We start from the raw sequence: 13132 nt of genomic DNA on the forward strand, positions 1-13132 counted from the left end.
CCCCGACCGGGTACGCGAGGGGGGCGGCGGACGCGGAGCCACTGTCGGCGGACGCGGAGCGACCGCCCGCGCCCCGTGCGGCGGGCGGCGGCCACGCTCCGCTCGCCCCGCTGCACGGCCTCCCGCCGTTCACGCCGCCACCCTCTGACCGGACCCGGCGAGCGCTTCGGCGGGCGCGGGGGCCCGTACGACCATGGCGCTGTTGAAGCCGTGGTGGCCGCGGGCCAGGACCAGGGCGGCGGTGCCGGTGACCGGCCGGGGCTCGCCGAGGACGAGGTCGAGGCCATAGGCGTCGGGGACCTCGGTGACGTTGATCGTGGGCGGGGCGAGCCCGTCGCGGAGGGTCAGCAGGGCGGTCACGACGTCCAGCGGACCGGCGCCCGAGTAGAGCCGGCCGGTGGCCGTCTTGGGCACGGTGACCGGGACCCCGCCCGCGCCGAAGACCGCGGTCAGCGCCTCGGCCTCGGCCGCGTCGAGTTCGGGCACGCCCGCACCGTCGGCGAAGACGACGGCGATGTCCTGCGGGTCGGCTCCGGCGTCGGCGAGCGCCTGCTCGATCGCCCGCCGCAGGGTCGGGGGCCGCCCCGACCCGGGGCGCGGGTCGAAGGTCGCGCCGAATCCGGCGATCTCGCCGTAGGGGCGACGCCCCCGGGCCCGGGCCCCCTCGGCGCTCTCCAGGGTGAGCAGCGCCCCGCCCTCGCCCGGCAGATGACCCGAGGCCCGGTCGTCGAAGGGCAGATAGGCGTCGGCGGTGAGCCGTCCGCCGGCCAGTTGGGCGGCCATGCCGTACGGGCACAGGGAGCAGTCCATGCCGCCGGAGATCATCAGCTGCGCACCGGAGCGGATCTGGCGTCCGGCGTGGGCGAGGGCGTCCAGGCCCCCGGCCTGCTCGCCGACGAAGACGCCGGTCGGCCCGTTCATGCCGTGCCGGATGGAGATCTGGCCGGTGTTGACGGCGTAGAACCAGGCGAACGACATGTAGGCGCTGACCTTCTTGGGGGACTCGCCCCACAGGTGCTGCAGTTCGCGCTGGCCGAAGCCGAAGCCGCCCGAGGCGCCGGCCGTGACGACGCCGCGTGTCAGCGAGGGCACGGAGTCGAGGTCGATGCCGGCGTCGGCGACGGCCCAGTCCGCAGCGGCCAGGGCGAACTGGGTCATGCGGTCGGTCTGCGGGATCAGCCGGCTGGGCAGATGGTCGCCCGCCTCGAACCCGGTCACCTCGCCCGCGTGCCGGGTCGGATAGCGGGCGGGGTCGAAGGCCTGGACGCGCCGGATGCCGTCCTCGCCGCGCAGCGTCGCCGCCCAGTACGCGTCCAGTCCGACGCCGGTGGGGGCGACCACCCCGATGCCCGTGACCACGACCGGGGTCATGCGGCCCGCCCCTCGGGCCGGCGCAGCACCATGGCGCTCTGGAAGCCGCCGAAGCCGCTGCCCACGGTGAGCGCGGCCGACATGGCGCGCTCCCTGGCGTGCAGGGGGACATAGTCCAGGTCGAGTTCGGGGTCGGGGTCGGTGAGGTTCGCGGTGGGCGGGATGACGCCGTGTTCGAGGGCCAGCGCGGTGGCGGCGACCTCGATGGAGCCGATCGCGCCCAGCGAGTGCCCGATCATCGACTTGATGGAGCTGACCGGCACCCGGTGGGCGGCGGCCCCGAGGCTGCGCTTGAGGGCGGCGGTCTCGTGCACGTCGTTCTGCTTGGTGGCGGTGCCGTGGGCGTTGACGTAGCCGAGCGCGTCGGGGGCGAGCCGGGCCTCGTCGAGGGCGGCGTCTACGGCGGCGGCCAGCTCGCGTCCGTCGGTGCGCAGACCGGTCATGTGGTACGCGTTGCCGCGCGAGGCGTAGCCGGCGATCTCGGCGTAGACGTGGGCGCCCCGGGCGCGGGCCGCGGTGAGTTCCTCCAGGACGAGGACGGCGGCGCCCTCGCCGAGGACGAAGCCGTTGCGGGTGCGGTCGAAGGGGCGCAGCGCGGTCGCCGGGTCGTCGTTGCGGGGCGAGGTGGCCCGGATGGCGTCGAAGCAGGCCACGGTGATCGGGGAGATCGGCGCGTCGGTGGCCCCGGCGATCATCACATCGGCCAGTCCCTCGCGGATGAGGGCGACCGCGTGCCCGACCGAGTCGAGGCCGGAGGTGCAGCCGGCCGAGACGACGGTGCAGGGGCCTTCGGCGCCGGCCTCCCAGGCGAGCTCTGCGGCCATGGAGCTCGGCACGAAGTGGTCGTAGAGCTGGGCGCTCGCTGCGGTGTGGTCGACCAGCCACTCCTGTCCGCCGCCGCTGAGGGCCAGGTACTCCTCTTCGAGCTTCTGGGTGCAGCCGACCGCGCTGCCGAGGCTGACGCCCGTGCGGTGCGCGGTCTCCGGGTCGGGCTCCAGACCGCTGTCGGTGACGGCCTCGCGCAGCGCGACCAGGGCGAACTGGGCCGCCCTGTCGAGCCGTTCGGCGTCCTCGGCGCTCAGCCCCTGCTCGGCGGCGTCGAAGTCGCACTCGGCGGCGATCCGGGAGCGGAAGGGGGCGGGGTCGAAGAGGCTGATGGCCCGGGTGGCGGTGCGGCCGCCGGTGATGGTCTGCCAGAACTGCTTGGTGCCGATCCCGCCGGGGGCCACCACGCCGATGCCGGTGATCACGACCCGCCGGGTCATCGTGCCTCCCCGGTCGCGCTGTGCCGCTCCAGGTAGAGGTTGGAGCTGCTGGTGCTGATCGCCCGCAGCGCCTCGGCGTGCGGCCGGAAGTCGGCCTGGCCCACGGCGGCACGGAAGGCGGAGACGTCCGACCAGCGGGCGATGTTGACGTAGCTGTGCGGCTTCTCCAGGTGGCGTACGAGGGTGTAGCCGAGGAATCCGGGCTGGCGCTCCATGAAGCGTGCCGTGCGGGCGAAGACGTCCTCGAACTCCTCCGGGGAGGTGCGAAGCGTGAAGCTGTTCACGAAGGTGGCCGGGCCGCCGGTGGCGGGGCCGGGCTGATCGGCAGACATGGGATCGGTGCTCCTCATCGTCCGGGCGTCCGGCGACGCGTACGCCGAGGTCAGAGTGAAACCCTCCGGCGCGTGCCTCGCGGCGCCCTAGAAGACGGCTGGATCCCGCCCCCGGTCAGGAGCCCCCGCGCCCCAGCCGCACGGGGATGCCGACGTCCCGCCGCCAGGCGTGGCCGAGTCCGGCGACGGCGGCGATGACGCTCCAGCCGGCCAGCTCGCCGCCCCGGTAGTGGACGATGTCGGAGCCGCTGCGCCGGGGCAGGGCCCGGCCCGCGACGATCTCGGCGAGCGGGATCGGCATCGACTGCTGCCGAGTGCCGACGGAACGGCCACCGGAGGGAGCGATGCTGACGTGCCGGACGACGGGGCCCGGGGCGGCTGTCGCGGCATCGAACGAGGGGGCTGCCGAGCCGGTGCCGGGCTGCGGGGTGGCCGGGCCGGTGCCGGACGGCTGGGCGCTTTGGCCGGTGCCGGACTGAGGGGCGACCGGGCCGGTGCCCGACGACTCGGCGCGCTGGCCGGTGCCCGACGACTCGGCGCGCTGGCCAGTGCCGGACTGCGGGGCGGCCGGGCCGGTGCCGGACGGCTGGGCGCCCTGGCCGGCATGCGAAGGCCCGCTACCCGAGCCACCACCGGAAAGCCAGACGCCCGGGCCGATGGCGAAAGGCCGGGCGCCACGGCCGGTCCCGGGCTCGGCGTCGGGCTCGGGCCCGGCGTCGGTATCGGGCTCGGTGTCGGTCTCGGGCCCGGTGTCGGGCTCGGGCCCGGCGTCGGTATCGGGCTCGGTGTCGGTCTCGGGCCCGGTGTCGGCGGGGCGGGGGCCCGTCACCGGGTCGCGGGGGTCACCCGGCTCCGCCGTCGATACCGTGGCCGCCTGGTCGATCAACAGCGCTCCAGCAGCGAGCCACGCGGCCCGGACGGGCGGGTGGCCTCCGGTGACAGCGACGACGTCGGCGCTCGCGGCGGTGGCGCGGGCGTCCTCGGACACCCGCACCCGCAGGCCGGTGCGCAGGGCGGCGGCGGCCGCGAAGTCCCGGGCCCGGTCCGGCTCCCGGCCGACGACCCGCACCTCGGTCAGCGAGGGCAGGGCGTGGTGCAGGACGAGAAGACAGGCCCAGGCCGCCTCCCCGGTGCCGAAGAGGCCCAGTCTGGAGGGGGCCGGCGGGGCGAGGTAGCGCGCGGCGAGTCCGGAGGGGATGGCGCCGCGCCAGCCGTCGAGGGCGCCGGCGTCCACGAGGCCGAGGAGGGACCCGTCGTCGGCGAGCAGCAGTTCCACGCAGGCGGCGGACAGGTCGGGGCGGGGTTCGAGCCGGACGGCGAAGCAGCGGCCGAAAGGGCCGGAAGCGTGCGGTCCGACGGTCAGCCGGCAGCGCGTGGCGGGGAGCAGGACCAGGGTGTCGGGGCCGGGCACCGGAGCGCGGTCGAGGAGCAACCGCTGGACGTCGGAGAACCGCTCCTCCATGAAGGCCTCGTCGTCGAAGGCGTCGTCCACGTCTTCCGAGGTCAGCATGATCGGCACAGCGATCGTCCTCTCGGGACCGGCGTCATGGGTATACAAACTTGAGTATCACGGGACGCGTGCCGTCCTCCACCGGATACCGATCAACGGCCGGAAGGGCTCCCCGTCAGGCGCCCTTCTCCTCGCCCGCCATGACGTAGGCGCCCGCCTCCAGGCGCTCGATCAGCGCCTCGGTCCAGGCGGCCTGACTGGCGGCGCCGTGCTCCCAGAGGCCGAGCAGCTCACGGATGTGGGCACGCTGCGGCCGTTCCCCGGCCGTCTCGTCGACCTTGGCGATCAGCTCCGACTGTTCGGCCGAGAGCGACGCGATGCGCTCACGCAGCAGGCCGATCGCCTCCTCGCGGCTGAGCGCGGGCAGCAGGACGAGCGCGGCACCCAGCATGTCGGACCGGTTGTTCCCCTGGCGCAGCGCGTCACGCAGCAGCCGGAAGAACTCCTCGTCGCCCGGCGGCGCGATCTCGTAGTCGACCCGGCCCGGCCAGTCCGGGATGTCCGTCGACTTCAGCAGCCCGTCCTTGGCCAGTTGCCTGAGCGCGTGGTAGATCGAGCCGAACTTGATGTGCGCCCATTCGTCGGCACCCCAGGACAGCAGCTCGGAACGGACCAGATAGCCGTGCGCCCGGCCGTGCATGCGCACGACGCCCAGGACGAGCAATCTCGTGGCAGACATCGTCTCCCTGCTGAATCTCCCTCACGGGGGCGGACCGGCAACCCGTGCTCCGCACCTCGGCCGGGCCCCGCCGGCTGATCCCACGGTAGTACATGACCTGCTGTTCTCCGCGAGCGCGGGAGGGGCGCAGCGCGCGATACGCCCCGGATCGAGCGCCGCTGCAACGACTCTCGACTCCCGCACGAGGTCACGGCCGGAGGGTGGAGGCCCATCGCATACGGGTCGTTCGCCGGAACAGGGGTTGGGATGCGGGTACTCTTCACCACCTTCGCCGCCAAGTCGCACATGCACGCCCAGGTGACACTCGCCTGGGCCCTGAAGGCAGCGGGCCACGACGTCAGGATCGCCAGTCATCCCGATCTCGCCGACGAGATCACCAAGACGGGGCTGACCGCCGTCGGTGTCGGGGAGGAACTGCATCTCGACGAGCAGATGCAGGAGACCCAGGAGAACATCGGCCAGGACGTCGACCAGCTGGAGAGCCAGGCGCAGGTCGGTCTCGACATGAGCGAGACCCGGCCGGAGCGGCTCACCCCGGACTACACGCTCGGGGTGTTCACGGCCATGACCTCGGTCGTCTTCCAGAACTGCTGCTCGGACCAGATGGTCGACGAGCTGGTGGAGCACTGCCGCTCCTGGAAGCCGGACCTGGTCCTGTGGGACACCATGACCTTCGCCGGCGCGATCGCCGCCATGGCCACCGGCACGGCGCACGGCCGGCTGCTGTTCGGGCTCGACCTGGCGGGCCTGATGCGCGAGACCTTCCTCGGGCAGCTGGCCGCGCGCCCGCCGGAGCTGCGGGACGACCCGCTGCGCGAGTGGCTCACCTGGAGCCTGGAGCGGCACGGCGCCTCCTTCGAGGAGGCCGCGGTGACGGGCGACTTCACCGTCTGCCCGCTGCCGGCGTCCATGCGGCTGCCGGTGGACCTGCACTACGTGCCGATGCGGTACGTGCCGTACAACGGCCAGTCCACGGTGCCGCAGTGGCTCCAGGAGCCGCCCCGCAAGGGCCGCCGGGTGTGCATCACCCTGGGTGTGGCGCACCGCGAGGTGCTCGGCGCCGACCGGGCCTCCATCGGGGACCTGCTGGAGGCCGTCGCGGGCCTCGACGACGTCGAGGTCGTCGCCACGCTCAACGAGAAGCAGCTCACGGACTTCGACACCCTGCCGGACAACGTACGGGCCGTGGACTTCGTCCCGCTCGACGCGCTGCTGCCCACCTGCGACGCGGTGATCCACCACGGCGGGTCCGGCAGCTTCGGCACCGCGATGATCCACGCCGTGCCCCAGCTCATCGTCGTCGACGGCGTCTGGGACACCATCAACAAGTCCCGCTACCTCGAAGAGCGCCAGGCCGGGCTCTACGTGCCGGGCAAGCTCAGCGCGAAGGGGCTGCGCGAGCTGCTCGTCCGCCTGCTGGAGGAGCCGGTCTTCAAGCGCAACGCCGAGGCCCTGCGGCGCGAGGCGCTCGCCGCGCCCGCCCCCGCCCAGGTCGTCCCGACGCTGGAGCGCCTGGCCGTCGAGCACCGCCGCCGGTGACCGGCGCGCCGCACCCGCACACGCCCGGGCCGCCGGCCCTGCCGTACCCGACTACCTCCCGGACGGTGAACCAAGCGATGCAGATCCGAAAGCTCGAGGTCGAGGGGGCGTACGAGTTCACGCCCCGTCAGTTCCGCGACCACCGCGGGCTGTTCGTCTCCCCGTTCCAGCTCGACGCGTTCCAGCAGGCCCTGGGGCGTCCGCACTTCCCGGTGGCGCAGACCAACCACAGCCTGTCCCGGCGCGGCACGATCCGCGGCATCCACTTCACCGTCACGCCGCCCGGCACCGCGAAGTACGTGTACTGCGCGCGCGGCCGGGCCCTCGACATCGTGGTCGACCTGCGGGTCGGCTCGCCCACCTTCCGGCAGTGGGACGCGGTCGAGATGGACCAGGTCCACTTCCGCGCCTCGTACTTCCCGGTCGGCGTCGGCCACGCCTTCGTCGCGCTCGAGGACGACACCGTCATGTCGTATCTGCTCACGGGCCCGTACGTGGCCGAGAACGAGCTGGCCGTCGACGTCTTCGACAAGGACCTGGGCGTGCGGCTCCCCTCGGGCCTGGAGACGGTGCAGTCGGAGCGGGACGCCGCCGCGCTGTCCTTCGCCTCGGCCCGGGCGCAGGGCCTGCTGCCCGACTACGCGGAGTCCCAGGCGGTCGAGGAGGCCCTGTGGCAGCCCTCCGGCATCGGCGCCACGCGCTGAGCCCGGCGATGTCCACCACCACACAGGGCGGGCAGACCGCCGGGACCGTGGCCGTGCTGGGTTCCACCGGATGCGTCGGCCGCAGCCTCTGCGACGAACTGCTGCGGACCGGGCACCGGGTGCTCGCGGTGGCCCGGCACCCAGCCCCGCACACCCGTGCGGACGCCTTCGTCCCCCTCGATGTCGCCGCCGCCGCGCCGGAGGAGATCGCCGCGCTCCTCGACCGGCACGGCGTCACCGCCGTCGTCAACGCCACCGGCGGCTGGGGCACCACCGTCGAGGAGATGCGCAGCGCCCACATCGACCTGGTGGAGCGCCTGGTCGAGGGGTGCGTCGCGACCTCCCGGCGGCTGCGGATCGTCCAGATGGGCTCGATCCACGAGTACGGGCCGGTGCCCGAGGGGGTCCGCATCGACGAACAGCGCGAGCCCGGCCCGCTGACCCCGTACGGGCTGACCAAGCGCACCGGCTCCGAACATCTGCTCGCCCAGACTCGGGATGGCCGGGTGGACGGGGTCGTGCTGCGCGCGGTCAACGTCTGCGGACCCCACACCCCGACGGCCAGCTTCCTCGGTGCCGTCGTGGCCCGGCTGCGCGCCCTCGGCCCCGGCGAGGTGATCGGCCTCGACGTCGCCGACGCCCGGCGGGACTTCGTCGACGTACGGGACCTGGCCCGGGCGGCCGTCGCCGCGGTGCACGCGCCCGTCACGGGCCTGGTCGTGAACATCGGGCGCGGCGAGGCGGTGCCGATGCGCGACCTGGTCGACGCCCTGTTCGACGCGGCCGGCGTGGACGCCGCGTCGGCGAAGATCGACTCCGCCGAGGTCGCCAGCAAGGGCGGCGGCTGGACCTGCGCGGACATCCGGTTCGCCGCCCAGGTGCTCGGCTGGCGGCCCACGATCGAGCTCGGCGACTCCGTCCGGGCGATGTGGGAAGCGGCAGCGGACACCACCTCCCTGGAGGTCTCATGAGCGACACCCCTGCCCCCTCGTCCGCCGCGACCCGGGATCCCGTCGAACGACGGATCGACGATTCGGCCCGGCTGCGGACCGGCCCCCTCGGCGATCTCTCCGACTTCACGGACTGGTTCGCCGACTACGGCCGGCGGGCCTACACCCATGTCGACCGGGTCCCCCTGCACGCCCTGGAGGGCTGGGAGACCGACCCGGGCACGGGCGATCTGCGCCATCACACGGGCCGGTTCTTCACCGTGCACGGGCTGGAGGTCAGCAACCCGGGCGCGCCGGTGGCCCGGTGGACCCAGCCGATCATCAACCAGCCCGAGATCGGCATCCTCGGCATCCTCACCGCCCCGATCGACGGGGTGCTGCACTGCCTGATGCAGGCGAAGGTCGAGCCCGGCAACGCCGAGGGGCTCCAGCTCTCCCCGACCGTCCAGGCGACCCGGAGCAACTACACCCGGGTCCACCAGGGGCGGGCGGTGCCGTATCTCGAGCACTTCATGGACATCCACAGCCGTCCCGGAGTGCTCGCCGACGTACGGCAGTCGGAGCAGGGGTCGTGGTTCTACCGCAAGCGCAACCGCAATGTGGTCGTCGAGCTGCCCGAGCCGGTGGAGGCCCTCGACGGGTACCGCTGGATGACGCTCGGCCAGATCCACGAGCTGCTCGGGCGCAAGGACACGGTCAACATGGACGCCCGGACCGTGCTGTCGTGCCTGCCGTTCACCGGCCCGGACACCGAGAAGCCCGACGGGGACGACTTCGGGTCGGCGCTGCTGCGCTCGGGCGATGCCGGGGCGGTGAGTGTGCACAGCGCGGCGGAGATCCTCGGCTGGATCACCGACCGGCGCACCAGCAGCGACATCGCGGTCCGCCGGGTCGCGCTCGGCGAGCTGCGCGACTGGAGCCGCACCGACGAGCGCATCCGCCATGACGCGGGCGCCTTCTTCGATGTCATCGGGGTCCAGGTCGACGCCGGGGGCCGTGAGGTCCACCGGTGGAGCCAGCCGATGATCGAACCGGTGGGGCAGGGCGTCATCGCCTTCCTCGTCCGGCGGTTCGAGGGGGTGCTGCACGTCCTCGTGCACGCGCGCGTGGAGCCGGGCTTCGCGGACGTGGTGGAGCTGGGCCCCACCGTGCAGTGCGTCGCGGAGAGCCACGCGCAGCTGCCCGGCCAGGCCGCGCCGCCGTTCCTCGACGAGGTGCTGGGGGCTCCCGCGGAGCGCGTCCGGTTCGACACGGTGCTCTCCGAGGAGGGCGGGCGTTTCTTCCACGCGCTCAACCGCTATCTGATCGTGGAGACCGACCAGGACGTGCCCCGCGACCTTCCCGACCACCGCTGGATGACGCTGCACCAGCTCTCGGACCTGCTGCGGCACAGCCACTACGTCAACGTCCAGGCCCGCAGCCTGATCGCCTGCCTGCACAGCCTGTACCACGCGGGCTGACGGACGGGGACCCTGAAACGCCGTGTCCCGGTGAGGCGGACTGCCTCACCGGGACACGGCGTTTCGCAGGGGCACGGCGTCACAGGCCGGCGATCACCTCGCGCAGCGCCTCGATCACCTTCTCCTGGACGTGCCCCGGCAGCGAGGGGTACATCGGCAGCGAGAAGATCTCCTTCGCCAGCCGCTCCGTCACCGGCAGATCGCCCTCGTGGTAGCCGAGGTGCGCGAAGCCGGACATCGTGTGCACCGGCCAGGGGTAGCTGATGTTCAGCTCGATGTCGTACGCCTTGAGCCGCTCGATGATCCGGTCCCGCTCGGGGTGGCGGACCACGTGGACGTAGTGGACGTGATCATTGCCCAGCGCGTTCTCGGGCAGGACCAGGCCGGTGTCCCCCAGCCCCTCCGCGTAGCGTCGCGCCACGCGCCGCCGGCCCTCGACGTAAGCGTCGAGGCGCCGTAGCTTGCGGCGGAGGATCTCGGCCTGGACCTCGTCGAGGCGGCTGTTGTGCCCGGGAGTCTGGACAACGTAGTACCGGTCCTCCATGCCGTAGTAGCGCAGCCGGCGCAGCTCCGCGTCGGTGCCGGCGTCGTGGGTGACGACCGCGCCGCCGTCGCCGTACGCCCCGAGGACCTTCGTCGGGTAGAAGGAGAAGGCCGCGGCGTCGCCCATGGTCCCGGCGAGCCGGCCGTGGTGGCGGGCGCCGTGGGCCTGGGCGCAGTCCTCCAGGACCTTCAGACCGTGGCGCCGCGCGAACGCGGTCACCGCGGCCATGTCGACGCACTGCCCGTACAGATGCACCGGCACGATCGCCGTGGTCCGCTCGGTGAGCGCGTCGTGGAGCAGGTCCGTGCGCATGAGGTAGTCCTCCTCGCGCACGTCGACGAAGACCGGCCGGGCTCCGACGGCGTCGATGGCGAGGACGGTGGGGGCCGCCGTGTTGGACACCGTGAGCACGTCGTCGCCCGGCTTCACACCGAGCGCCTGGAGGCCGAGGACGATGGCGTTGGTGCCGTTGTCGACGCCGACGCAGTGCGGCTGCCCGTGATAGGCGGCGAACTCCTGCTCGAAGCCGGAGACGCTCTGTCCGAGGACGAGCTGACCGGACTGGAACACCGTGTCGACGGCGTCGAGGAGTTCCTCGCGCTCCTCGGCGTACTCCCGCAGATAGTCCCAGACGTAGGTGGTCATCGCCCGGACACCTCCCGCTCCTTGACTCCGGTGAACAGGCCCCGGCCGGTCGGCGGGCCCGGCTGGTACGTGACGGAGCAGCCGGCGTCCTTGAACGCCTGCTCGTACTCCTCGCGTGTGAACAGGGTCAGTACGTCGATCTCGGTGAAGGTCCGGATGCCCGACGGTTCGCCGACGAGGAACTGCACCTCCATCCGGGTCGCGCGGCCCTGGAGGGTGGAGTGGGAGATCCGGGCGACGGTCCGCTCGCCCTCACGGGCCAGGTCCCCGGCGACGAACCCCTCCTTGAACTGCTCGGGGAACCACCAGGGTTCGATGACCAGCGCGCCGCCCGGTTCGAGGTGACGGGCCATCGAGGCCACGGCGGAGCGCATCTCCTCGACGCTGCCCAGATAGCCGATGGCACAGAACATGCAGGTGACGACGGAGTAGCGGCGGCCGAGGTCGAAGTCGCGCATGTCGCCCTCGTGGATGGTCAGTCCGGGCCACCGGTCCAGTGCCAGATCACGCATGGGCGCCGCGATCTCCAGGCCCTCCGCCGTGGCGAAGAGCTTGCTGAAGGGGCCGAGATGGGCGGCGGTGCCGCAGGCCACGTCGAGCAGTGTGTCGGCGCCCGGGGCGATCCGGCGTGCCACGGCCGCGATGTCCTCGGCCTCCGCCGCCCAGTCCTTGCCCCGGCTGCGGTACACCGTCTCGTAGACCTCGGCGAGGTCGGTGCTGTACATGGTTTCTCCTCGGGTCAGGGGCTGGTCAGGGGGGCCTGGTCGTCGACGAGGGCGACCGCGCGCGCCCAGCCGGCCCCGGCGCCGGCGACCTTCACGGGGAAGCAGGCCACCTGGAAGCCGTACGGGGCGGGCAGCTCCTCCAGGCCCGCGAGCCGCTCGATCTGGCAGTACTCCCGGTGGCGTCCGGCGACATGGGCCGGCCAGAGCACGGCCGCGTCCCCGGTGCGCCGGTACTCGGCGATGATCGTGGTGAACGGCGCGTCCAGGCTGAACGCGTCGGTGCCGACCACCCGGACGCCCGCGTCGAGCAGGAAGGCGATGGCGCTCGCGTCGAGGCCGACGAAGTCGGTGAAGTACCGGCTGGTGCCGGACCAGGCGGAGGCGCCGGTGTGCAGGAGCACGATGTCGGACGGGGCGAGCGGGTAGCCGATCCGGTCGAGTTCCTTGCGCAGGTCCGCCGCGTCCACCACACCCGCCTCGCGGCCCCGGACGTCCAGGACGACCCCGGGGGCGAGGAACCACTCCAGCGGCATCGCGTCGATGTGCCGGGGCACGCCGGTCCCGTACGTCGTCCGGGAGCCGTAGTGCGAGGGCGCGTCGACGTGTGTGCCGGTGTGGGTGGTCAGACTCAGCCGGTCCAGCGAGAGGAACTCGCCGTCGGGCAGGTCGTCGGGGTCGAACTCGATGTCGAAGTGGCGCCGCATCTCGTCGCGCATGTGCAGCGCGCCCTCGCGGGGGGACATCACCTCGTGGACCACCGGGTCCGGTTCGAACGAGCCGGCGTCCACCGGCGAGGACAGGTCAATGATGCGCACGGTCACCTCCTGGACGACCCGGCCAGCCTGGCCGCAGCCGCTCGGAAGGCATTGGAAGACCGCTCGACGACCGCGCGGCCGTCTCGAGCGGGATTCGACAGACGTGCGACGGGGGTGCGCCAGGGTCGGGCTTCGAGGACCGACACGCGGGACCGTCGCCGGGGAGGCCGTTCGTGAACAGCACCGACATCCAGCAGTTCTACGCCCGCCACATGCAGTTGCTCGACGGCGGTGCCGCCGAGGCGTGGGCCGGTACGTTCACGCCCGACGCCGAGTTCAAGGCCCCGTCGATGACGGAGCCCGTGCGGGGCCGGGACGGCATCGCCGCCGGGGCGCGGGCGGCGGTCGAGGGACGGGCCGCGGCCGGGGAGACGCACCGACACTGGGTGACCATGACGACCGCCCGGGACACCGGGGTCGGCATCGAGACGGTCTCGTACGTGCAGATCCTGGCGACCCCGCGCGGCGGCGCCCCGCGCGTGGAGCTGTCCTGTGTGATGCGCGACCGGCTGGTCCGGCGGGACGGCGAACTGCTCGTGGCGGAGCGGCACATCACCCGGGACGACCGGCCGGCGCACTGACCTCGACCCGGC

13 protein-coding genes are annotated in these 13132 nt (G+C 73.1%); 5 read left to right on the forward strand and 8 right to left on the reverse strand.

Features of this window, described 5'->3' with window-relative positions; genetic code table 11:
- Nucleotides 1-129 precede the first annotated feature (129 nt).
- The 5 genes from NNW99_RS16140 to NNW99_RS16160 all read right to left on the reverse strand — a co-directional run bounded on the left by NNW99_RS16140 (nt 130) and on the right by NNW99_RS16160 (nt 5157).
- On the reverse strand, nt 130-1371 hold the full coding sequence (locus tag NNW99_RS16140) for a ketosynthase chain-length factor (protein WP_215119853.1): 1242 nt from the start codon (nt 1369-1371) through the stop codon (nt 130-132).
- Nucleotides 1368-2636, reverse strand: coding sequence for a beta-ketoacyl synthase (locus tag NNW99_RS16145; protein WP_215119854.1), 1269 nt, complete (start codon nt 2634-2636; stop codon nt 1368-1370). Before NNW99_RS16145 ends, NNW99_RS16140 begins: the two co-directional genes overlap by 4 nt.
- Nucleotides 2633-2968: an antibiotic biosynthesis monooxygenase gene (locus NNW99_RS16150; RefSeq protein ID WP_215119855.1), complete on the reverse strand. Its 336-nt coding sequence runs from the start codon at nt 2966-2968 to the stop codon at nt 2633-2635. The genes NNW99_RS16145 and NNW99_RS16150 overlap by 4 nt, the downstream gene beginning before the upstream one ends.
- 115 nt (nt 2969-3083) lie before the next feature.
- The gene (locus NNW99_RS16155; RefSeq protein ID WP_251057817.1) at nt 3084-4478 is read right to left on the reverse strand and encodes a hypothetical protein; all 1395 of its coding nucleotides are present in this window, start codon (nt 4476-4478) and stop codon (nt 3084-3086) included.
- Nucleotides 4479-4593: 115 nt separating this feature from the next.
- On the reverse strand, nt 4594-5157 hold the full coding sequence (locus NNW99_RS16160; RefSeq protein WP_215119856.1) for a PadR family transcriptional regulator: 564 nt from the start codon (nt 5155-5157) through the stop codon (nt 4594-4596).
- Between the two features lie 246 nt (nt 5158-5403).
- Between NNW99_RS16160 and NNW99_RS16165 the strand changes: the two genes are divergently transcribed.
- From NNW99_RS16165 to NNW99_RS16180, 4 genes are all read left to right on the forward strand, one after another.
- Nucleotides 5404-6696 carry an activator-dependent family glycosyltransferase gene (locus tag NNW99_RS16165; RefSeq protein WP_215119857.1) on the forward strand — a complete coding sequence of 431 codons (1293 nt, stop codon included), beginning with the start codon at nt 5404-5406 and terminating at the stop codon, nt 6694-6696.
- Between the two features lie 77 nt (nt 6697-6773).
- Entirely contained in the window at nt 6774-7400 is a 627-nt protein-coding gene (locus NNW99_RS16170) for a dTDP-4-dehydrorhamnose 3,5-epimerase family protein (RefSeq protein WP_215119858.1), read from the forward strand.
- 8 nt (nt 7401-7408) lie between these two features.
- On the forward strand, nt 7409-8371 hold the full coding sequence (locus NNW99_RS16175) for an NAD(P)-dependent oxidoreductase (protein WP_251057818.1): 963 nt from the start codon (nt 7409-7411) through the stop codon (nt 8369-8371).
- A complete protein-coding gene (locus tag NNW99_RS16180) occupies nt 8368-9810 on the forward strand; it encodes an NDP-hexose 2,3-dehydratase family protein (protein WP_215119860.1) in 1443 nt (480 codons plus the stop codon). Before NNW99_RS16175 ends, NNW99_RS16180 begins: the two co-directional genes overlap by 4 nt.
- Before the next feature lie 79 nt (nt 9811-9889).
- Here NNW99_RS16180 and NNW99_RS16185 read toward each other — a convergent pair whose 3' ends face one another.
- Genes NNW99_RS16185 through NNW99_RS16195 form a run of 3 tightly spaced genes read right to left on the reverse strand, consistent with a single transcriptional unit; the run spans nt 9890 to nt 12539 of the window.
- The gene (locus NNW99_RS16185; protein ID WP_215119861.1) at nt 9890-10999 is read right to left on the reverse strand and encodes a DegT/DnrJ/EryC1/StrS aminotransferase family protein; all 1110 of its coding nucleotides are present in this window, start codon (nt 10997-10999) and stop codon (nt 9890-9892) included.
- Nucleotides 10996-11724, reverse strand: coding sequence for a bifunctional 2-polyprenyl-6-hydroxyphenol methylase/3-demethylubiquinol 3-O-methyltransferase UbiG (locus tag NNW99_RS16190; protein WP_215119862.1), 729 nt, complete (start codon nt 11722-11724; stop codon nt 10996-10998). The genes NNW99_RS16185 and NNW99_RS16190 overlap by 4 nt, the downstream gene beginning before the upstream one ends.
- Before the next feature lie 14 nt (nt 11725-11738).
- On the reverse strand, nt 11739-12539 hold the full coding sequence (locus tag NNW99_RS16195) for a cyclase family protein (protein WP_215119863.1): 801 nt from the start codon (nt 12537-12539) through the stop codon (nt 11739-11741).
- A gap of 173 nt (nt 12540-12712) precedes the next feature.
- Between NNW99_RS16195 and NNW99_RS16200 the strand changes: the two genes are divergently transcribed.
- Nucleotides 12713-13120: a nuclear transport factor 2 family protein gene (locus NNW99_RS16200; RefSeq protein WP_215119864.1), complete on the forward strand. Its 408-nt coding sequence runs from the start codon at nt 12713-12715 to the stop codon at nt 13118-13120.
- Nucleotides 13121-13132 lie beyond the last annotated feature (12 nt).

Origin of the sequence: Streptomyces sp. CRCS-T-1, from assembly GCF_024442335.1 — a bacterium.
In the GTDB taxonomy this organism is placed as follows: domain Bacteria; phylum Actinomycetota; class Actinomycetes; order Streptomycetales; family Streptomycetaceae; genus Streptomyces; species Streptomyces koelreuteriae.

Coding starts and splice junctions, on each gene's coding strand:
- NNW99_RS16140 (WP_215119853.1), bottom strand. CDS start 1,371: ATGACCCCGGTCGTGGTCACGGGCATCGGGGTGGTCGCCCCCACCGGC.
- NNW99_RS16145 (WP_215119854.1), bottom strand. CDS start 2,636: ATGACCCGGCGGGTCGTGATCACCGGCATCGGCGTGGTGGCCCCCGGC.
- NNW99_RS16150 (WP_215119855.1), bottom strand. CDS start 2,968: ATGTCTGCCGATCAGCCCGGCCCCGCCACCGGCGGCCCGGCCACCTTC.
- NNW99_RS16155 (WP_251057817.1), bottom strand. CDS start 4,478: ATGCTGACCTCGGAAGACGTGGACGACGCCTTCGACGACGAGGCCTTC.
- NNW99_RS16160 (WP_215119856.1), bottom strand. CDS start 5,157: ATGTCTGCCACGAGATTGCTCGTCCTGGGCGTCGTGCGCATGCACGGC.
- NNW99_RS16165 (WP_215119857.1), top strand. CDS start 5,404: ATGCGGGTACTCTTCACCACCTTCGCCGCCAAGTCGCACATGCACGCC.
- NNW99_RS16170 (WP_215119858.1), top strand. CDS start 6,774: ATGCAGATCCGAAAGCTCGAGGTCGAGGGGGCGTACGAGTTCACGCCC.
- NNW99_RS16175 (WP_251057818.1), top strand. CDS start 7,409: ATGTCCACCACCACACAGGGCGGGCAGACCGCCGGGACCGTGGCCGTG.
- NNW99_RS16180 (WP_215119860.1), top strand. CDS start 8,368: ATGAGCGACACCCCTGCCCCCTCGTCCGCCGCGACCCGGGATCCCGTC.
- NNW99_RS16185 (WP_215119861.1), bottom strand. CDS start 10,999: ATGACCACCTACGTCTGGGACTATCTGCGGGAGTACGCCGAGGAGCGC.
- NNW99_RS16190 (WP_215119862.1), bottom strand. CDS start 11,724: ATGTACAGCACCGACCTCGCCGAGGTCTACGAGACGGTGTACCGCAGC.